Genomic DNA, 20,623 nt, shown 5'->3' with positions numbered 1-20,623 from the left:
GGCATGATGCCGCCAGGGCAACATTCAGCTCAAGGCAGGCCGCGCCGCGTGCACCATCGGCCGCCAGCAGCGCCTCGGCACTCTCGGACAGGGCCCTTGGTGCGTGCCGCCGCCCTCGCCTCGCAGGCTAGATGTTGACCTCGCTGGCGACCCGGCTGATGCACGCGATGGCATGTTGCGCCATGGGCGACGGCGTCCGGTTGCGAAGGCTCACGACACCCATCTCGGAGTACAGCGCCGGCAGTCCCAGGATTCGCAACGGGAGCAGCGCGCCGGCGTCGATATCGGCCTGCACCGACGTCTGCGTCGCGGCCAGGACGGTGTCGGTGGACAAGGCCACGGACCGGAGGATGGTGAAGTCGTCGCACTCAAGCGCAAGTGGGGCTTCCTGGCCCGCCGGCAATCCAAGCACCTTTGCCAGTTCGGCCTTCACGATGCTCGGTACTTTTGTGGCCGCGACACCGTAGTGCCAGGCCTCGGTCAATGTGCACTGACGCGAGGCCAGTGGATGCGATGCACGAACGTAGAAGCCGCCGCGCTGGGCTCCCACCGGCCGGATCTCCAGCGCCGCATCTTCCGGCAAATCCCGCACGTCCGCGACAAAGAACTCGATATCCTCCGCGCGCAAGCGTTCCAGCAACTGCTTCCAGTTGCTCTCCTCGACGCGCAAGGCAACCTTAGGATAGAGGCGGCGCAATTCGGACAACGCCCGTGGCATGAGGGTGGCGGCCGGGAATGGCCCGGCCCCGAAGGCGGTATCGCCCAGTTGGCTGTCGCGATAAAGATCGACATCGCGCTGCAGGCAGCGCGCATCGAACAGCAGCCTGCGCGCCCGTTCGATCACGAACTCGCCCGCCGGAGTCGGCCTGACCTCACCCACGTCACGGTCGAACAGGCGGATGCCAAGATCGCTTTCGATGGCCTGGATGCTGCGGCTGAAGGCCGGCTGGCTGAGGTGGACCCGCTCGGCCGCCCGCGCGAAATGCAGTGCATCGGCGAGCGCCAGGACGTGGCTGAGGCGGCGAAGGTCCATCATGTTGCGTTGCTCCTGACGCATTGGAACGTTGCATAGTATGCATTGGACGCATTGACCCGGCAAGCCTAAAGTCGTTCTGACCTGACGGCGCCCAGACCTGGATCCGTTCAGACCATAGAGCAAGATCGGAGACACCCCCCAATGAGTATGCAACTACAGAACATGCTGATCGCGGTCGTCATGCTCGGCTTTGCCGGCATGGAGTTCGTGACGCGCCGCTACCAGACGAGCGTCAAGGCCACCCAAGACGACACCAGGCTGGAACTGGCCATGTTCCTGAGCCTGATCGCCATCACGCAACCCCTGGTCCTGCTCGTCACGGGCGAGCTTTGCGCCTGGTTCATGCCGGAGCAGCGAGGGGCGTGGGCGAACCTGCCGTGGTGGGCAATGGTCGCGATCCTGCTGGTTTGCGACGACATGACCCAGTACTGGTGGCACCGCGTATCGCATTCGCCGCTGCTGTGGCCCTTGCACCGCGCGCACCATACCGCGCAGTACATGAGCATCCGCGTGACGTACCGCAACAACTTCTTCTACTACCTGATGATGCCGGGGCTGTGGATTGCCGGTGTCCTGCTCTACCTGGGCTTTGCCAAGGTCTATGGTGCGTACCTTGTCATCAAGCTGACGGTGATCCTTGGGGCGCACAGCGCATGGCGCTGGGACGAGCCCTTGTACCGGATCCGCGCACTGCGCCCGCTGATGTGGATCCTGGAGCGGACCATCTCGACGCCTGCCACGCACTGGGCTCACCACGCGATCACCAACGACGATGGGATCGGGCACTACAAGGGCAACTTCGGCAATCTCCTGTTTTTCTGGGACATCCTCTTCGGCTCGGCGCACATCACGCGCAAATACCCGGCGGGGATTGGCTTGCAGGACGACCGCCTGTTCGGGCAGGAGCGCTGGTACATCCAGATGTTCTACCCGCTGGTCCAGTCGCGTCGCGAGCAGTCGGCGCTGCGCTTCGGGGGGCGCGCTTATGCGGAACCGGAAGCGGACGCCGATGCGGCCCCGCAAGGCACGGAACAGCGGAGGTCGGCATGAACGACCGCACGCTGACAGAGCAACTGGCTGAGCAAGCCATCGTGAGCGCCCGCGTGGAGTCGGTGTTCGAGGCACAACGCCACGCCTTCCTGCAGAACCCCTGCCCCGACGCCGGGCAGCGGCGTCAGCACCTGCGCGCGCTCAAGCGGCAACTACTGCGATACCAGGACGTGCTCGCCGAGGCGATCGACCGGGATTTCGGCGAGCGTTCCCTCGCGGAAACAAAGATGCTGGAAGTGCTGCCGACCACGCTGGAGATCAATCACGCGATCTCGCATGTGCGCCGCTGGATGCGTGCAAGCCGCCGCCGGCCGGAGCTGATATTTGCCAGCAACAGCCTGCGCGTGACCTACCAGCCCAAGGGCGTCGTTGGCGTGATCGCGACCTGGAATTTCCCGGTCTACCTGTCGCTGGGGCCGCTGGTGGCGGCGCTGGCAGCGGGCAACCGCGTCATGATCAAGATGCCGGAGACCACGCCGGCAACCAACGCCACGCTCAGGCAGATGTTGGGCGAGGTCTTCGCCGAAGACCACGTGGCGCTGGTCGGCGGCGAACTCGCGGACCCCGGCGTTTTCACCGCCCTGCCTTTCAACCATATCGTCTTCACCGGTTCGCCGGCGGTGGGCCGTATCGTCATGGGCCAGGCAGCACGAAATCTCACACCGGTCACGCTTGAGCTGGGAGGCAAGTCGCCCGCGATCGTCCTGCGCGACTATCCGGTGCGCGAGGCCGCCCGGCGCATCGCGCATGGCAAGGGGATCAACTGCGGACAGGTTTGCGTGGCCCCCGACTACGCGCTGGTGCCACGCGAGCGCTTAGACGAATTCGTCAACGCGGTGGTCCACAGCTTTGGCGAACTCTACGGCAGGCGTACCGCGCAGAACGCGGATTACACGGCGCTGGCCAGCGAGCGACACGCTGCGCGCATCACGGGCATGCTGGAGGATGCGCGCGCCAAGGGCGCGACGGTGATCCCGTGCGGGGAGGTGGGCCCCGGACGCCGGCTGCCACTGCATGTGGTGACGAACTGCACACCGGATATGACGCTGATGCGCGAAGAGATCTTCGGGCCCATCCTTCCGGTGGTGCCCTACGACACGCACGAGCAGGCCATCGAAATGGTGCAGCGGCAAGCGCGCCCGCTGGCCTTGTACTGCTTCAGCCACGACGCTTCCGAGCGCGGCAAGCTGCTCGCGCGCACGCATTCGGGTGGTGTCACGATCAACGACTGGGCGTGGCATGTGGTCAACCACGACGCCCCCTTCGGTGGCGTGGGCCAGTCAGGCATGGGCAATTATCACGGTGAAGAGGGTTTTCGCGAGTTGTCGCATGCGCGCACGGTATTCAAGCGGCATCGTTTCTTTCCCATCGAGCTGTTTTATCCGCCCTACGGCAACCTGGCGCAGCGCCTGACGTTGAAGCTGTTTGCGGGCCACGGCGATCCGGCGGTGAAGAAGCCGTTCTGAGCGGCGTTTCTTCATCGCCTCATCGCCCGCCTTCTTCATGCAAAGCGTGTCCGCACCCTGGCGCCGGCAGGTACGCCATCTCCCTCACAGAAAAGTCTCGACAATATCCGTCGACGACCGCGTTCCCAGCGCGCTGAAGTTGGCGTTCAGCCAGCTATCGGCGCGCTCGCGCCCCAGCGTGTAGAGCTCGCGCAAGAAGTGCCAGTCAGCGTTGAATTTGCTCGATACCCCAAGCCGGGCCATCTCAGCCTCGGCATCGATGTTATGGATGAACATGCGCCGGTATTGCGCCGGATCCAGCGCGCCTTCGTCGATCAGCCGGGAGACGAACTCAATTGCGCGCATTTCCCGCATCAGCGACGAGTTGAAACTCAGCGTATTGACGCGGTCGAGGATTTCCCGTGCCGTAGTCGGCACATCGGGAATACGGATCGGATTAATGCGGATGATCAGCACATCGCGGCTGTCGGTCTCGTAGATCAGCGGGTAGATGGGCGGGTTGCCCATGTACCCGCCATCCCAGTAATACTCCCCGTCGATCTCCACAGCCTGGAACAAGCTGGGCAGGCAACTCGATGCCAGCACCGCCTGGATGCCGATCTCGTGATTGGTGAACACCCGCATGCGGCCACTCAGTACATTGGTAGCGCACAGGAAGAGCCTGGGGCTGCGGCAGTTGCGCAAGATATCGAAATCGATCATCTTGACCAGCATGTCGCGCAGCGGGTTCAGATTGGACGGATTGAGCTGGTAGGGAGAAAAAAAGCGGGTGATATGGTCAAACAGCAGCCACCCGGGCGACAGGTTCAACCGGTCGAGCCCCAGCATCCGGTCGAACCAGGTGGGTTGCAGAGGACTCATTCGCGCGCATTCGGCGACGCCGTGCCACAACGCTTCAAGCATTTGGCGCGCCCCGTCGCGCCCGCCGCTGACGATGCCGTAGGCAAGCACGGTGGCATTGACCGCGCCGGCGCTGGTACCGCTGATGCCGTCGACCTCGATGCGGCCGTCTTCCAGCAGGCGGTCGAGCACGCCCCAGCTGAACGCCCCGTGGCTGCCGCCGCCCTGCAGCGCAATATTGATGCGGCGGACCGGGGAGGATGGCGTCTGGTTGCCGCTGCCCTCCTCCGTTGCCGGGCGGGCTGGCGCCGTTCGCCGGATCGAACGCCGGGCTCCGCTCACTGTTGCTCTGGCACGCTGGGACATGGAGGTCTCCTCGATCGATGGCGTCTGAGGCTCAATGCGGCGCCGGCCGGCCAAGCCGCCACGTCAGGTTGCGACGGGCGCGGGCTTCGCAGCGGGCCTGGAATAATTCTGTGTAATAGATGCGGGGACGCGCCAGCAGCGCATCCAGCACAGCCCGCTCGCGGGCGTCATAGACCGGATCGTCGAGATCGGGGCGCTCGGCCCGCAGGCGCGCCCCGTCCTGGCGAAAGCGCGTGCGTCCGCCCCCGAGAACCGCGAGGTCGATATCGACGGCAAAGGCGCAATCCGGATCGGCCGGCACGGCGGTGTGCGTGGTCGCCAGGATCATGTCGGCAATGCGCCCCGCCGCCGGGATGCCATCCCCCGCCCAGCGCAGGAACCACTCGGCGCTGCGTTGCTCGTTGTCCCTGGCGCCGGGAATGAAGATCACGTCATGGCACCACAGAGCCAGTTCCACTGCATCGGGATCGGGGACGGCGCCACGCGCCCAATCGAGATCGCGCAGGCAGCGGCGGATGTGCCGCAGGGTGTGATAGTGGCGCGCCGGTTCGGCGTAATGCAGCGCCAGGTCGGCATGGACGGCTTCGGCGTGGATGCCGCCACTGCGCGACCACAGCGCCAGGAAACGCGCTTGCATCTCGTCCATTTCACCTCCCTGACACCAAGGAGCCACCAGCGGGGTCGCATCCGGGTCACGTGCCGGAACCCTCCGGCCAGCCCGAGTATGCGCTCCGTTAACGCCGATTAGGCGGCAGCGGGCCGGCACCAGCGTACGCGGCCGCACTATTGCGAGAAAACCCGTCTATGCAGGTTGGGCAAGCCCGGCGACGATGCCTAGAATGCCAAAGGTGGAAGCTCGCGATTTGCGGACAAACGCTTTGACGGCCAGCTGATCGACCGAACGGATTGAGATGCATATGGACCGAGAACCGATACCTGAGGCGTCCGATGGCTCGGTGATGTTCGCGGACGTCAGTGGCAGCACAAGGCTATATGAATTAGCCGGCGATGCGGTTGCCTTCGGTGCCATCGGCCGCTGTATCGCTGTCATGAAGTCCTGCTCCGGCGCATCCCAGGGCCGGGTCGTCAAGACGATTGGAGACGAGGTCATGGTGCTGTTTCCATCGGCCGAACAGGCGATGCAGGCGGCACTCGACATGCAAGTGGCTGTCTCTCAACTTCCTCCCATCGCCAGTGTTCCCATGTCGGTCCATATCGGCTTTCACCATGGGCCGGTCTTGTCCGACGAATCGGGCGACGTATTTGGTGACACCGTGAATCTCGCGGCTCGCCTGACGAAGCTCGCATCACGCGGCCAGATCATCACCAGCAAGGATGCGGTGGAACACCTGTCCGCAAGGCTGCGCCAGATGACGCGCTACCTGTATCCGATCCAGGTGCGCGGCAAGGAACCGCCTGTCGAATTGTTCGAAGCAATATGGGAGCAGAACGCCGACATGACCGTCATGGCCAATGCAAGTCCGCGCTCGTTGCGCTCCGCACTGCTCACGCTAAGGTACCGGGAGACGCTGCTCGAAATGAACGCCGCATCCCTGCCGGTGACCATCGGCCGTGACAGTGGCATGAGCATTGTCGTTTCGGACCGGCAAGCGTCGAGATTCCAGGCCACGGTCGAGTCTCGCGCGGGCAGATATGTGCTGATCGACAGCAGTTCGAATGGCACGCACGTCACCATCGATGGCGAAGATGAGTTCGTTCTGCGCCGCGACGAAGTCACGCTCAGGGGCCATGGCTGGATTACGTTTGGCCAGTCGATGGAATATGCCGGTGAGCGGGTCGAGTTCTTTTTGTACGTCGAAGGGCGTGGATGAGAATGCAAGGCCAACGGCATGCATCCTGTCGGTGATGCCGCTTTGGGGGCAGATCAGCTCTACTGCGCCTTTTTTCGTTTGGTCCGGTAGCGCATCCTGCCGTTCTCCAGGTGTCCGGTCGTCGTCACCAGCCATTTCCCGTCTGCCGACAAGCTCTCGTCCCATTCGGCAACCAGTGTCAGCTTCCCGTCGATATAGCGAAAAGTCTGAGCGGAGTGACTGCAGCAACTACCACGCTGTGCCGACATCACTGCATGGCGACTGGTGTCAATGGATATCTGCGGCAAATTGGACAATTCCTCGTTATGGGCGAATTGCCGCGCATCCGGATCGAACAGAAAGAAGTGCACGGTGTTGTTCGGACCTGCGCCACCCGACATGCCGAAGATGCTTATGTCCGGGTGGCCATCAAAATTGGCGTCGACGACTTGCAGGAATTCCTTGTCGGCGGTTTGTCCCTCTGAATCGAAGTCGCGAAGGACCTGGAGGCGCCGACCGGTTCTTCGGTCCAGCACCTCGATGGCCACCGGCACTGCAACCTCTGGCGCGTCATTACCAGGACGAAAGGCGACGCGAAAGCGAAAGTCCTTTGTGCTGGCCTTCTGCTCAACCCACTTCAGTTCGAACAAATCATCCCGGTCGATCCAGCCATGGAATGCCGATCCGTCCCGATGGACATGCTCGACTTCGTACCAATCCGGTCTGCTGGCAAGAACTGCGACAAAGCTCCCGGCGTCCAGGCTGGCGACTGGCGACGCACGATCTGCCTGCGCGAAGACTGACACCGCCTTTTCGAGGTAGAGGATGTCGCCGTAGGTGCGCGGCGTCACCAGCTTGAAGCGATCGGAATAGTATGTCGTTTCATAGTGGTGGATTGCCCGGCCGTAAGCCGCCGGTTCGCAGACGCCAAGCGCGCAAGCACCGACTTCGTCCGGGGTGGGTCGACGTTTGGGCGGCACTGCCTCGCTGCGCTGGAATGCTCTCCTGGGCTGCCAGGCGACCGTAAATGCCGAATCGCTCCCCCTTATCATGGCTTCGCCGGTGCTGATATTGGTTCGGCAAAATGGCTGGGACTTTGAGTAGTCGTTCCAATCCGGAAACGCGTAGGCGACGCAAAGCCTGTCGGCACCATTTATGTCGGTGCGGTAATCCCTATCGACAAGGAAGATCAGCTTGTTTCGATGGGAATCGGACTCATACGAAACCACGGCATATGTCGCATCCGCTGCCGCGGGAATGGCATGTTCGAAGTGCTCGACATCCTCTTCGCCGGGCCTTCCTTGCAACCTTTGCGCCGCACTCAGGTTGGAACCGGCTTCGAGTCGATAGATACCTGGCACCAGAAAATCGGAGGCGAAGATGGGACTCATCTTTGCCGCGGCCAGGACGAAGACGAGGCAGGCGGTTCTCATAGTAAGCGTCAAGCAGGTTGGATTGGGGACTGGTCAGCAACGTCCAGGCCAGCAGTTCATCATAATCGCCGCCGCAAAAGCAAAACCCCCCAGTACTTTCGTACTGGGGGGTTTCAAGGGAGAGCCTGGCGATTACCTACTTTCACACGGGTATCCGCACTATCATCGGCGTAGAGTCGTTTCACGGTCCTGTTCGGGATGGGAAGGGGTGGTTCCAACTCGCTATGGTCACCAGGCATAAACGGTGGCCGCGTTGAGGTTGAGTCAACGCAGCGAATAGGGATGTAGTAGAGGTTGTGCGTATCGGCCAAGCTGCTTGTTGCTGCTGCAGCGGCACGCGATACTCAACCAGCAGAAACACACTGGTTATAGGATCAAGCCTTACGGGCAATTAGTACTGGTTAGCTTAACGCATTACTGCGCTTCCACACCCAGCCTATCAACGTCCTGGTCTCGAACGACCCTTCAAGGAGCTCAAGGCTCCAGGGAATCCTCATCTTCAGGCGAGTTTCCCGCTTAGATGCTTTCAGCGGTTATCTCTTCCGTACATAGCTACCCTGCGATGCCTCTGGCGAGACAACAGGTACACCAGCGGTACGTCCACTCCGGTCCTCTCGTACTAGGAGCAGCCCCCGTCAAGATTCCAACGCCCACGGCAGATAGGGACCAAACTGTCTCACGACGTTTTAAACCCAGCTCACGTACCTCTTTAAATGGCGAACAGCCATACCCTTGGGACCGGCTACAGCCCCAGGATGAGATGAGCCGACATCGAGGTGCCAAACACCGCCGTCGATATGAACTCTTGGGCGGTATCAGCCTGTTATCCCCAGAGTACCTTTTATCCGTTGAGCGATGGCCCTTCCATTCAGAACCACCGGATCACTATGTCCTGCTTTCGCACCTGCTCGACTTGTCGGTCTCGCAGTTAAGCACGCTTTTGCCATTGCACTTTAGGTACGATGTCCGACCGTACCAAGCGTACCTTCGAACTCCTCCGTTACACTTTGGGAGGAGACCGCCCCAGTCAAACTGCCTACCATGCACTGTCCCCGACCCGGATTCACGGGCCAAGGTTAGAACCTCAAACAAACCAGGGTGGTATTTCAAGGTCGGCTCCACGCAGACTAGCGTCCACGCTTCAAAGCCTCCCACCTATCCTACACAGATCGGTTCAAAGTCCAATGCAAAGCTACAGTAAAGGTTCATGGGGTCTTTCCGTCTAGCCGCGGGGAGATTGCATCATCACAAACACTTCAACTTCGCTGAGTCTCGGGAGGAGACAGTGTGGCCATCGTTACGCCATTCGTGCAGGTCGGAACTTACCCGACAAGGAATTTCGCTACCTTAGGACCGTTATAGTTACGGCCGCCGTTTACCGGGACTTCAATCAAGAGCTTGCACCCCATCATTTAATCTTCCGGCACCGGGCAGGCGTCACACCCTATACGTCCACTTTCGTGTTTGCAGAGTGCTGTGTTTTTATTAAACAGTCGCAGCCACCATTTTATTGCAACCCCTTCACCCTCCTGGCGCAGGCCAGTCAAGCTACAAGGGCGTACCTTATCCCGAAGTTACGGTACCAATTTGCCGAGTTCCTTCTCCCGAGTTCTCTCAAGCGCCTTAGAATACTCATCTCGCCCACCTGTGTCGGTTTGCGGTACGGTCTCGTATGACTGAAGCTTAGAGGCTTTTCTTGGAACCACTTCCAATTGCTTCGCAGCACTAGGCCGCTCGCCCCATATCCTTGAATTCCGCGCCCGGATTTGCCTAAGCGCCTTCTCCAATACAGGGACCGGGACTTCCAACACCCGGACAACCTTCCGCGATCCGTCCCCCCATCGCATCATACGACGGTGCAGGAATATTAACCTGCTTCCCATCAGCTACGCATCTCTGCCTCGCCTTAGGGGCCGACTCACCCTACGCCGATGAACGTTGCGTAGGAAACCTTGGGCTTACGGCGAGGGGGCTTTTCACCCCCTTTATCGCTACTCATGTCAGCATTCGCACTTCTGATACCTCCAGCATCCTTTACAAGACACCTTCACAGGCTTACAGAACGCTCTCCTACCATGCACTTACGTGCATCCGCAGCTTCGGTGACTGGCTTAGCCCCGTTACATCTTCCGCGCAGGACGACTCGATCAGTGAGCTATTACGCTTTCTTTAAAGGGTGGCTGCTTCTAAGCCAACCTCCTGACTGTTTTAGCCTTCCCACTTCGTTTCCCACTTAGCCAATCTTAGGGACCTTAGCTGGCGGTCTGGGTTGTTTCCCTCTTGACACCGGACGTTAGCACCCGATGTCTGTCTCCCGTGATTGCACTCTTCGGTATTCGGAGTTTGCTATGGCGGGGTAATCAGCAATAGACCCCCCAACCATGACAGTGCTCTACCCCCGAAGGTGAGACACGAGGCACTACCTAAATAGTTTTCGGAGAGAACCAGCTATTTCCAGACTTGTTTAGCCTTTCACCCCTATCCACAGCTCATCCCCTAACTTTTCAACGTTAGTGGGTTCGGTCCTCCAGTACGTGTTACCGCACCTTCAACCTGGCCATGGATAGATCGTCTGGTTTCGGGTCTACACCCAGCGACTGAACGCCCTATTCGGACTCGCTTTCGCTACGCCTTCCCTAATCGGTTAAGCTTGCCACTGAATGTAAGTCGCTGACCCATTATACAAAAGGTACGCCGTCACCCGTCTCCAGGCTCCGACTGTTTGTATGCATGCGGTTTCAGGATCTATTTCACTCCCCTCCCGGGGTTCTTTTCGCCTTTCCCTCACGGTACTGGTTCACTATCGGTCGATCACGAGTATTTAGCCTTGGAGGATGGTCCCCCCATCTTCAGACAGGATTTCACGTGTCCCGCCCTACTTGTCGTACACCTAGTTCCACAACGCTGTTTTCGCATACAGGGCTATCACCTGCTATGGCCGGGCTTTCCATCCCGTTCTGCTAACAACACTGCTAAAGAGTACAAGGCTCTTCCCATTTCGTTCGCCACTACTTTGGGAATCTCGGTTGATTTCTGTTCCTGCAGCTACTTAGATGTTTCAGTTCGCCGCGTTCGCTTCCCTGACCTATGTATTCAGTCAGGGATGACCCATCAGGGCCGGGTTTCCCCATTCGGACATCTCCGGATCAAAGCTTGTTTGCCAGCTCCCCGAAGCTTTTCGCAGGCTACCGCGTCCTTCATCGCCTGTGATCGCCAAGGCATCCACCACATGCACTTGTTCGCTTGACCCTATAACGAGTGTGTCTCAAACTTGCGTTCAAGCCGTGCTCGCTACAGGATGAGTTCTCGCATTTGTGCCGTATTCCAAGTCATCTTTCGATCACTTAAATACATTTTGGTTGATACAATCACAACCCGGTATCGTGTGTTACTTCAGCGTCTCATCAACGCTCACGACACCTTTACTACATCCCATATTTTTAAAGAACAGCCGACTGAGACTTAGTCCCCTGTCGTCTTGGCAAAGCCAAATGCAAGCACTCAACGCTAAGCGCTTGCATTTGACCATGCAACACAGGACACGCAGCGCACATCCCGGCTCTAACAATCAACAAACCGATAAGTGTGAACGCTCGACTTAGGATGCACGCTCTGAAAGGAGGTGATCCAGCCGCACCTTCCGATACGGCTACCTTGTTACGACTTCACCCCAGTCATGAACCCTGCCGTGGTAATCGCCCCCCTTGCGGTTAGGCTAACTACTTCTGGCAAAACCCACTCCCATGGTGTGACGGGCGGTGTGTACAAGACCCGGGAACGTATTCACCGCGGCATGCTGATCCGCGATTACTAGCGATTCCAGCTTCACGTAGTCGAGTTGCAGACTACGATCCGGACTACGATGCGTTTTCTGGGATTAGCTCCCCCTCGCGGGTTGGCAACCCTCTGTACGCACCATTGTATGACGTGTGAAGCCCTACCCATAAGGGCCATGAGGACTTGACGTCATCCCCACCTTCCTCCGGTTTGTCACCGGCAGTCTCTCTAGAGTGCTCTTGCGTAGCAACTAAAGACAAGGGTTGCGCTCGTTGCGGGACTTAACCCAACATCTCACGACACGAGCTGACGACAGCCATGCAGCACCTGTGTCCACTTTCCCTTTCGGGCACCTGATGCATCTCTGCTTCGTTAGTGGCATGTCAAGGGTAGGTAAGGTTTTTCGCGTTGCATCGAATTAATCCACATCATCCACCGCTTGTGCGGGTCCCCGTCAATTCCTTTGAGTTTTAATCTTGCGACCGTACTCCCCAGGCGGTCAACTTCACGCGTTAGCTACGTTACTGAAGAAATGAATCCCCAACAACTAGTTGACATCGTTTAGGGCGTGGACTACCAGGGTATCTAATCCTGTTTGCTCCCCACGCTTTCGTGCATGAGCGTCAGTGACGTCCCAGGGGGCTGCCTTCGCCATCGGTATTCCTCCACATCTCTACGCATTTCACTGCTACACGTGGAATTCTACCCCCCTCTGACATACTCTAGCCTTGCAGTCACAAGCGCCATTCCCAAGTTGAGCTCGGGGATTTCACGCCTGTCTTACAAAACCGCCTGCGCACGCTTTACGCCCAGTAATTCCGATTAACGCTCGCACCCTACGTATTACCGCGGCTGCTGGCACGTAGTTAGCCGGTGCTTATTCTTCCGGTACCGTCATCCCCCCGCTGTATTAGAGCAAGGGATTTCTTTCCGGACAAAAGTGCTTTACAACCCGAAGGCCTTCTTCACACACGCGGCATTGCTGGATCAGGGTTGCCCCCATTGTCCAAAATTCCCCACTGCTGCCTCCCGTAGGAGTCTGGGCCGTGTCTCAGTCCCAGTGTGGCTGATCGTCCTCTCAGACCAGCTACTGATCGTCGCCTTGGTGGGCCTTTACCCCACCAACTAGCTAATCAGACATCGGCCGCTCCTATCGCGCGAGGCCTTACGGTCCCCCGCTTTCACCCTCAGGTCGTATGCGGTATTAGCTAATCTTTCGACTAGTTATCCCCCACGACAGGGCACGTTCCGATGTATTACTCACCCGTTCGCCACTCGCCACCAGGATTGCTCCCGTGCTGCCGTTCGACTTGCATGTGTAAGGCATGCCGCCAGCGTTCAATCTGAGCCAGGATCAAACTCTTCAGTTTAATACCTGTGTGGTTCCGCGCAGTTACCTGCTGAAACCTCGCTCTTTCGAGCGGTCGCTCACTCTCAGAAAACTGACTGGCTACATCCGCGATTTGCACCCCGGACATAACCAACATGTTTTACTGTGCGAGCACTTTATAACTTGTAAGCTAAAAGACCGAAGTCTTCCGCATCCGCTATCAAGCGCCCACACTTATCGGTTGTTTGTTTGTTAAAGAACTAACCGCGGTTCGCTTTGCTTACCGCGTTGCTGCGTTTGCTGCAGCAGAGAAACAAGATTATGAAGAACTTTTCAAACTTAATCAAGCATTTTGCGAAATTTCTTTTTCCCGGAAACTTCGCTGACTTCGCCTAATTACTCTCGTTAATCCCCGCAACCATTTTCTGCCGCTCAGTTTGCGGCGGTGTTTCCTGCTGCGGGGGACCGAATACTAAGGGTTTCCCACTAAGCTTGCAAGCTTTTTCTGGAAATTCTTGCGAGAGCCCCTTTAGCCACTTGCGATCAGCGAAGACGTCGGAGGACAGCCTGCGTCACTCAAGCTGAATCTCGCCGTCGAACCGAACCTTGACTTGCAAAGCCGCCAGTTCCAGCGTAACCACGACCGGCAAACGCTCCGTGCCGGTGACGGTGCCGGCCGCGAGCGCGCTGGATACCGCCTGCTCGATTTCCCGCTGTGAGCTCACGCCGACGATCTTGAGGAACTTGCGAATGCTGAGGTTGAAGGTCTCTTCGTTCATAGCACTCTCCTGGCTGTTGCCACAACGCAAGACTAGGCGATGCGCGGTACTTCTGCTGCCCGGCTGTCTCACGACCGCCCTGCCCCATCGCCTGGAATGGTTGGATCCCGGCCGGCCTCGACAAAGTCGGCGTAGTCGCCGCTCAGCGACAGCGCGAGCCCGCATGCAGCGACTATTCCTTCACCGTGACGATGGTCACGCGACGATTCTCGGGGGCGGTGGGGTTCTGCATATTCAGTGGCTCGGTAGCGCCTTTGCCCACCGGCGTCAGACGGTCTGCGGCTATGCCGCCCTCCAGCGTCAGATATTCCGCCACCGCCGCGGCGCGGCTCTCAGAAAGCTTCAGGTTGGCGTCCGCCGGGCCGCGCGGGTCCGCATGCCCTTCGATACGAAACTTGTATGCCGAGAGCCTTGCCGATTGCAGCCCGCGGGCGACCTTGCCGAGAGCCGCACGGGCACTTGCGGTCAGCCTCGAAGAATTGCTGTTGAATGTGATCAGCAACTGCGCGGACGGACTTCTCATCGCGCTGCCGAGTTCCTGCGTCGCCGGGACATCACGGTGCACGATGCCGAGCGTCTCGTTCCGGTCATCCGCATCCTGCGGAGTCAAGGCATTGGTAATCGATTCAACGCTAATGTCTTGCTCCCTCATTAAGATTTCGCCTGAACGGGCGGACGGCCAGGCAGCGAGGATGGAAAGCACCGCGATTAACAGGTGGATCAACCGGTGCGTACCGAAAGCGAAATGCGTGACATTTGCCATTTTGAAACTCCAGGTACTTGTGCGCTTCCACGCTCGTGCTGTGCATCGCCACAATCCTCACCATTCATTATAGGTATGCGACAGCATTCACCATGCATCTCCGCGGGCATTTCCCAGGGCGACTACTCGGCGCATTGAACGAGAGCTGAAATCTGCCTGAGCCTTGTGCCGGGCTTCATCTCCGGAGCCTGAAGCGCGGGCGGCGCCGGCGCGATGGACATTGAGTCGAGGAACTGTGCAAGGTCCTGCGCTGGAACCGCGACGCTGAGTTCAGGCTTGTCCGTGTACCGTCCCACGATCATGCCGAGCAACCCACCCTGCGCGTCGACAACCGGCCCTCCGCTATTGCCTTCATGCAGCGCAGCGCGCAGCACCAGAAGCCGATGGCCCCCAGGCTGCACAGTGCCGCGCACGGACCCTCGCGTCATAACAGGCACAAGAGGCGTCGATGGCGTGAGGCCGAAACCGATCGTATAGACCGGCGCGCCCCGGCGGACGGATTTGGCAATGGGCCGCGCCACCATTTCCACGGGACGGTTCGTTGCGAGCAGCGCCAGATCCCGCTGATCGTCGATGGCCACTAGTGATGCGGGCACGCTCTTCAGGTCGGCTGGCCAGACATCGATCTGCCGGCAGCCGCGCACGACGTGCGCGCTGGTGAGCATCTCTCCGGACCGTGCCACAAAGAATGCCGTGCCGCTGCGAAGCATCCCGTCATGGCTCTTGTCTTTACCGTGGTCGGGATTTGCATGTCTTTGTGCACCCACAGCTTTGATATCGCCGGCGAGGTGCCGGACGTCGGGCGACCCGCCGCGCTCTGCGGCTTCGCTCAGGTTCCAGATGCCGATCACCCCCATTGCCAGAACCAGGCACCACGGCGAGGAGCGCTCGCACCGTTCCATGAAATTCGATCTCGAAAGTCACTATTGGGTGGCCAGCTCCCACTCTCCCTTTGCATTTCGGCACGCGCGCGAAGTCTGTTCGTAAGACTTTCCCTCCTTTACGTAAGTCTCCGTGAAGTTCCGGCACGTTTGCGCGCTTGCGGACTTCGTGTATCCGCTGAGCGGCTTGATGGTGCCGGAATTCCCGGTCTTCGGGTTATGCCAGGTCCTTGGCTGGTTGTTCTCCGCGGTCTGCAAGGTTTGCTTCAATGCGGCCTGGCGGGCTTCGCGGTCTCGCTCATCCATCTCTCTGCCGATGATGCCGCCAAGCAGCGCGCCGGCCATGCCTCCCGCGACCATTGCGCCCGCATTGCCATGGCTAAAGATCCCGCCAAGCGCAGCGCCCGTGCCAGCACCAATCAGCGCACCCGAAGTGGTCTTGTTCATGCCTGTTGAATCGCCCTGCGCACACCCCGCAAGAACCGCACTTGCGGTTGCCGTCCAGGCAATTGCTAGAGTCCATTTGTTCATTGCATTCATCCTTCGACAGTCAGGCGGAATCGCTCCCCTTTGACTACATTGCCCAGACACCGACGTGCGCGCGTCGCGCGTCCTGCTCGGCAGTGGCATATCGCGCCGGCGCGCCGTCCCTTGCGCGAGCCCAGCCGTTTCGGAGGGCATGCTCGCCAATGTCTTCTCCATCCGCGAAGCACTGAAAGGCCTTGTCTTTGGCAAAACACTGGAGCTGGTTGCCCTTACCCTTGAGATACCGCTGCATTGCCTGGGCAGGCTTTCCGTCTTCGCCGCGTATGGAGGATAGGTTGACAATTTTCCCGCCGACGATCAGCGCTCCCGAATCCAGCACCTGGGCGACCGTCCCCTCAAGGTCTGGCTTGCCCTGCGGCGATGCCGGAGTACCCCCACCCGACCCTGCCGGGGGGGAAGAAGGCTTCGGGATCAGCGCGATCGGGGGAAGATCAATCGGCTGTTCCTGCACGGGTGGCTCAGCCACGGAGACCTGCGGCGGCACATTCGACGCCGGCGGGGGTGCCGGGGGCGACGGCCGCGGATGCCGGGTCAGTGCCATCAACAGTATTCCCGCACCAACGACGAGCCCGGCGGCAACCGCGCCGAGACCCGCAACGCGAAGCCGCGGCACCGGTCGCACCGGCTCCGGCCTGACTGCCGTGCTCTGGGTTGGAGGCTGCTCAACCGGGCGGGAATGCGATTCGTCTGCAGCTGTCTGACGTGCGGGATGTGGCGCTGCGTGTCGAGCGGAATCCTCATCGGCGCGCAGTTGGGCCCCTGCGTTCAGGCTTGTGTTTACGCTTGGGTTGACGCTTGTGTCGATGCTTGGGCTCACGCTCTCGACGCGGGTGGTCTTGAGATCGGGCGCATTGAACCTCAGAAGCACGCCTTCGCTTACGATATCGGGCGCATCAGCAAGTAGCGAAGCAGCCCCCAGCGCACGGCCAAAGTTCTCTACCGAGTCGAACCGTTCTTCGGGGGCTTTGGCAAGCGCCCGCATCAGCGCCTTTTCAACACCGGGGTCGAGATCCCGGCATAGCGAGGCCAAAGGCGGAGGCAGCGTTTCCACCTGCGCGCGGATCAATTCATAGTCGCTGGTGGCGTTGAAAGGCAGTCGCCCGGAGATCAGTTCGTACAGGACGGTCGCAAGGCTATACAGGTCGCTTCTGCCGTCGCCCTCATGGCCGCGCAATTGCTCGGGAGACGCGTAGGCCAGCGTGCCGACGATGTCGCCTTGTTGCGTGAGGCGTTGCGAACCCTGAATGCGCGCGATGCCAAAATCCATGATCTTCAGCGTGCCGCTGTCCGTCAGCATCAGGTTCGATGGTTTGATATCGCGATGAATCACGCCCATCTTGTGCGCGTAGCGCAGACCCATGACGGCCTGGATGATCACCGCGAGACTGTCCCGCACGGTGAATTGGCCGATGCGCTGCAGGACGGCCTCAAGCGTGTGGCCATGAACCAACTCCATCACCATGCATAAGGTATCGCCGTCCTTGAACAGCGCATACAGCGTCGTGATGTTCGGGTGGTTCAGCTTGGCAAGGCTGGTGGCCTCCGCGCGAAAGCGATCCAGGAATGCCTTGTCGAGGCTGAGCTCCGGCCTCAGGGTCTTGATCGCCACGTCACGCTCGAGCTCGGTATCGAAGGCGCCATAGACCTCGCCGATCCCGCCGCGCCCCAGCAGGGTGCGAATCTCGTAGTGGCCTATCTGCCTGGCTGACATGGCGAGTCCATCAAAACCAATACTTTCAGAAAGGACGGGGCTCGCGCGTTGAGCGAACCGACTCGCTACCCGTTGCCGGCTGCCGCTGCAAACTGCAGATCGCAACCGACGCGTTATCCAGCCCGCCCGCCATGCGCGCGAGCTCAATCAGCTTGCGACAGGCATCGACCGGGTCAAGCTTCATGAGCAAGGACGTAATCGTAGCCTCGTCGACCTGGTCGAATATGCCGTCAGTGCATAGCATCAGGACGTCGCCATGCGCCAGCGGAAATCCTTCCGGCGAAACCGACGGCGCATGGTCGGGCGCTCCGAGTGCCCGCAGGAGTACATTCCTGTCCGGGTGCCTGTTGGCTTCTTCTGCCGTCAGGAGGCCATCGCGAAACATCTTGCCGACGAGCGAGTCATCCTGCGTCATTTGCCGGAACGCGCCCTGGCGAAGGAGATAGATCCGGCTATCGCCGATGTGGGCGATATATGCGAGGCCATCAACAATGGCGACCGCGCTACAGGTGGTTCCCATCCCATCGCAACCAGGGTCGACGGCGGCACGATCACGGATAGCCTGATCGGCAACGACAAACGCCGTTGTCAGCGCAGCCGCCGGCACGCGCGCACTACGGTAATACTCGTGAAGTACCGTGCGCAACGCAATCTGGCTAGCCACCTCGCCTGCTGCGTGCCCACCCATGCCATCCGCCACAACAGCCAGTGCCCCCGCACGCGCGAACGGATCGTCCTCGCGCGGAATCATGCAGCCGACCGCATCTTCGTTCCGCCTGCGGACGCAACCTACATCGCTCAGCATCGCGCACCTGACCGAAAGCCGGGATCGATCCGCAGGACTAGTCTGGTCTGCGCACATGGCGAGTTTTCCCAGTGGACTCAGTTAAGCAGCAAGTCGAGTCCGTACTTGATCGGGACTGCGAAGGTAACGCGTTCGTCGCCCATAGAACGGGAATAGGTAAACAGCCCGATCACCTTGCCGTCGCGGTCGAACACCGGGCCGCCGCTGTTGCCGTGGCCCGTGGCGGTCACCGTAAGCTGATAGACGTCGCCGAGGTCATCGTAGGTCTGAACATTCTTCTCTGCCTTGACGGTGTCGCCGACCTTCGCGATGATGCCCTCCGTTACGGTGGGCTGAGGAATCAATTCGACGAGATTGGCAATATTTCCGCCTTCGCTCGATTGAACGATCGCGTGCTTTTCCTCGGATATGCCTGGATAGCCGAGCACTGTCACGCGCTCGCCTACGCGCGGCCGGGAACCCACCGAGGCAAGGTTGATGGTAGGCAATTTGCGTGTGGCATCAATCTTGATCTCCGCCACGTCCGCTTCGGCAGACGACTTGACGACACGTGCCTCGATGCTATCCCTCGTATCGGGAAAGCGCACCGCCAGGTTTTCATTGCGCCCCTCGAGAACGGCCATGGACATGGTGCCAAGCGCCATGCCTCCCGGCACGGCGAAGTTCGGCCTTATCAACCTCACCGGGTGGTCAAAGTCCCAGCCTTTGAGATGCCTGAAGGCCTTTGGGTTAATCCGGGCGAGGCTGATCTCACCCTGGCCAGCCGTCGAGACCCGAATCAGTATGCCGCCATTCGAGTCGAAGTCCATCCAGCCCGGCACCTTCCATCCCTGGGCGACGTGTTTGTTCGTCAGGATAAATCCCTGGTCCTTGACGACAAATCCACTGCCGCGTCCACCCACTTCGATTGGAATGCCGCGATGATCGTCGTCGTCAGTCGTCAGCCAGCGCTGAATGGGACTGTTATCGATCTGGATAAAGCAGGGAAGCCGCAGGTTTTCGACGATACAGATGCGCTGGTAGACGGGGCGCCCCGTGGTCTTGTCCACGATATGCCAACGGGCCTCCACGACCACCGTTGCCCCGCCGAAATCTGCGACGATTGCCTCGGGGCTTTTCCCGAACAGGATACCGAAATGCGAAAATGCGCCGACAACGATGGCGCCCAGCACCACCACTGCACCAGCGCCGATGAGCAGCTTGCGCCCGGCCGAGCGCTTCTGCTGATCCAGCATCCGTATCACCGTCTCTTTACCCACGCGATCGTCCGTGGCTTGAGCGGAGGCGCCGGGAGGCGGCACCGAAGGGCGGCCCACCCGCGTTTCAGCTACAGCCTTTGCGCTCACGCGTGTCGGAGCGGGAGCAACAACGGGCCGCGGCTCAAGGTCGAACGTCAGACGCGGCCCGCCCTCGCCCAGTTCGATGCTATCGCCCGGCGCCAGCAACGTCTCATCCTTGACCGCGCGGCCGTTATGGAATGTGCCGTTGCTACTGCCCAGGTCGACCAGCATATAGCGTGGGGTTTCGTCTTTCCTGATTTGAATTGCGGCATGCTGGCGGCTCACCAGATCGTCGCGTTGCGGGTCGAAAACGACAGTAGCCGCCGGGTCCCGCCCCAGGATTATTTGATCGAACCGGTCAGCTTCAAATTGTTCGATCTGGTGCGCCTTCGAACCGGAAATGTGAGTAATGATGATGCGTGTCATCCCGGTCTCCCTTATGGTTGCCGGGTAACGTTTCTGAAGATATCCGTTTCTCTCGCGATATCACGAAAACCCGATCGATCATCGCTTTCCGCAATATCCCGGACACCAGTATGCTTAAAGGGATCCCTGCCAACGGCCAATGTGGCGTCTTGCGGTCCTCGCATGCGAATCAAGCAAGTTGCGCTGCGGCTTCGCATTTCCGGACGGTCACCCGTCGCGCGTCTGGCGGATTCGTCTCCAATGACAATATGGCAGCCCTTGCCGCGGGCGCCACGGCATCGAGCGTCCTTGCCGGAACAGGCTGTCGGCGGCTTCAGGCGATA

14 protein-coding genes and 3 rRNA genes are annotated in these 20,623 nt (G+C 59.9%); 3 read left to right on the top strand and 14 right to left on the bottom strand.

What is annotated here, in order from left to right; genetic code table 11:
* Positions 1 to 127 precede the first annotated feature (127 nt).
* Positions 128 to 1,036, bottom strand: a complete 909-nt coding sequence (locus ACZY0R_RS24935; protein ID WP_488862095.1) for a LysR family transcriptional regulator — start codon at positions 1,034 to 1,036, stop codon at positions 128 to 130.
* A gap of 141 nt (positions 1,037 to 1,177) precedes the next feature.
* Here ACZY0R_RS24935 and ACZY0R_RS24930 point away from each other — a divergent pair, with 141 nt between their 5' ends.
* Together ACZY0R_RS24930 and ACZY0R_RS24925 are read left to right on the top strand one after the other, a co-directional pair.
* Complete coding sequence (locus tag ACZY0R_RS24930) at positions 1,178 to 2,086, top strand: sterol desaturase family protein (protein ID WP_488862093.1); 909 nt, start codon at positions 1,178 to 1,180, stop codon at positions 2,084 to 2,086.
* Entirely contained in the window at positions 2,083 to 3,552 is a 1,470-nt protein-coding gene (locus ACZY0R_RS24925; protein ID WP_488862091.1) for a coniferyl aldehyde dehydrogenase, read from the top strand. The genes ACZY0R_RS24930 and ACZY0R_RS24925 overlap by 4 nt, the downstream gene beginning before the upstream one ends.
* Before the next feature lie 84 nt (positions 3,553 to 3,636).
* On the opposite strand, the gene ACZY0R_RS24920 is transcribed toward ACZY0R_RS24925, so the two are convergent.
* Both ACZY0R_RS24920 and ACZY0R_RS24915 read right to left on the bottom strand, forming a co-directional pair.
* Entirely contained in the window at positions 3,637 to 4,758 is a 1,122-nt protein-coding gene (locus tag ACZY0R_RS24920) for a patatin-like phospholipase family protein (protein WP_488862089.1), read from the bottom strand.
* Positions 4,759 to 4,789: 31 nt separating this feature from the next.
* Complete coding sequence (locus ACZY0R_RS24915; protein ID WP_488862087.1) at positions 4,790 to 5,404, bottom strand: HD domain-containing protein; 615 nt, start codon at positions 5,402 to 5,404, stop codon at positions 4,790 to 4,792.
* A 271-nt stretch (positions 5,405 to 5,675) separates the two neighbouring features.
* On the opposite strand from ACZY0R_RS24915, the gene ACZY0R_RS24910 reads away from it, so the two are divergent.
* Positions 5,676 to 6,590: an adenylate/guanylate cyclase domain-containing protein gene (locus ACZY0R_RS24910; protein WP_488862086.1), complete on the top strand. Its 915-nt coding sequence runs from the start codon at positions 5,676 to 5,678 to the stop codon at positions 6,588 to 6,590.
* 59 nt (positions 6,591 to 6,649) lie between these two features.
* Here the strand turns inward: ACZY0R_RS24910 and ACZY0R_RS24905 are convergent, their stop codons facing one another.
* From ACZY0R_RS24905 to ACZY0R_RS24855, 11 genes are all read right to left on the bottom strand, one after another.
* A complete protein-coding gene (locus ACZY0R_RS24905) occupies positions 6,650 to 7,960 on the bottom strand; it encodes an XAC2610-related protein (RefSeq protein WP_488862084.1) in 1,311 nt (436 codons plus the stop codon).
* A gap of 165 nt (positions 7,961 to 8,125) precedes the next feature.
* Positions 8,126 to 8,238 (bottom strand): 5S ribosomal RNA (gene rrf, locus ACZY0R_RS24900).
* Between the two features lie 134 nt (positions 8,239 to 8,372).
* Positions 8,373 to 11,251, bottom strand: a 23S ribosomal RNA gene (locus tag ACZY0R_RS24895).
* Between the two features lie 366 nt (positions 11,252 to 11,617).
* Positions 11,618 to 13,149, bottom strand: a 16S ribosomal RNA gene (locus ACZY0R_RS24890).
* The 16S, 23S and 5S rRNA genes sit together here, the layout of an rRNA operon.
* Positions 13,150 to 13,681: 532 nt before the next feature.
* Positions 13,682 to 13,888, bottom strand: a complete 207-nt coding sequence (locus ACZY0R_RS24885; protein ID WP_488862082.1) for a DUF6494 family protein — start codon at positions 13,886 to 13,888, stop codon at positions 13,682 to 13,684.
* Between the two features lie 172 nt (positions 13,889 to 14,060).
* Positions 14,061 to 14,651 (bottom strand): OmpA family protein, encoded by a 591-nt coding sequence (locus ACZY0R_RS24880; RefSeq protein ID WP_488862080.1) that lies wholly within the window; start codon positions 14,649 to 14,651, stop codon positions 14,061 to 14,063.
* Between the two features lie 122 nt (positions 14,652 to 14,773).
* A complete protein-coding gene (locus ACZY0R_RS24875) occupies positions 14,774 to 15,553 on the bottom strand; it encodes a S1 family peptidase (RefSeq protein WP_488862078.1) in 780 nt (259 codons plus the stop codon).
* A 21-nt stretch (positions 15,554 to 15,574) separates the two neighbouring features.
* Entirely contained in the window at positions 15,575 to 16,063 is a 489-nt protein-coding gene (locus tag ACZY0R_RS24870) for an RT0821/Lpp0805 family surface protein (protein WP_488862076.1), read from the bottom strand.
* Positions 16,064 to 16,106: 43 nt separating this feature from the next.
* Positions 16,107 to 17,789, bottom strand: coding sequence for a protein kinase domain-containing protein (locus ACZY0R_RS24865; RefSeq protein WP_488862074.1), 1,683 nt, complete (start codon positions 17,787 to 17,789; stop codon positions 16,107 to 16,109).
* A gap of 25 nt (positions 17,790 to 17,814) precedes the next feature.
* Complete coding sequence (locus ACZY0R_RS24860) at positions 17,815 to 18,594, bottom strand: protein phosphatase 2C domain-containing protein (RefSeq protein WP_488862072.1); 780 nt, start codon at positions 18,592 to 18,594, stop codon at positions 17,815 to 17,817.
* 77 nt (positions 18,595 to 18,671) lie between these two features.
* Entirely contained in the window at positions 18,672 to 20,300 is a 1,629-nt protein-coding gene (locus tag ACZY0R_RS24855; protein ID WP_488862070.1) for a trypsin-like peptidase domain-containing protein, read from the bottom strand.
* Positions 20,301 to 20,623: the final 323 nt, after the last annotated feature.

The organism is Cupriavidus sp. F041 (assembly GCF_057814235.1).
Note: the sequence above shows the minus strand (reverse complement) of the source record. Positions and strands in the feature narration are given on the sequence as shown.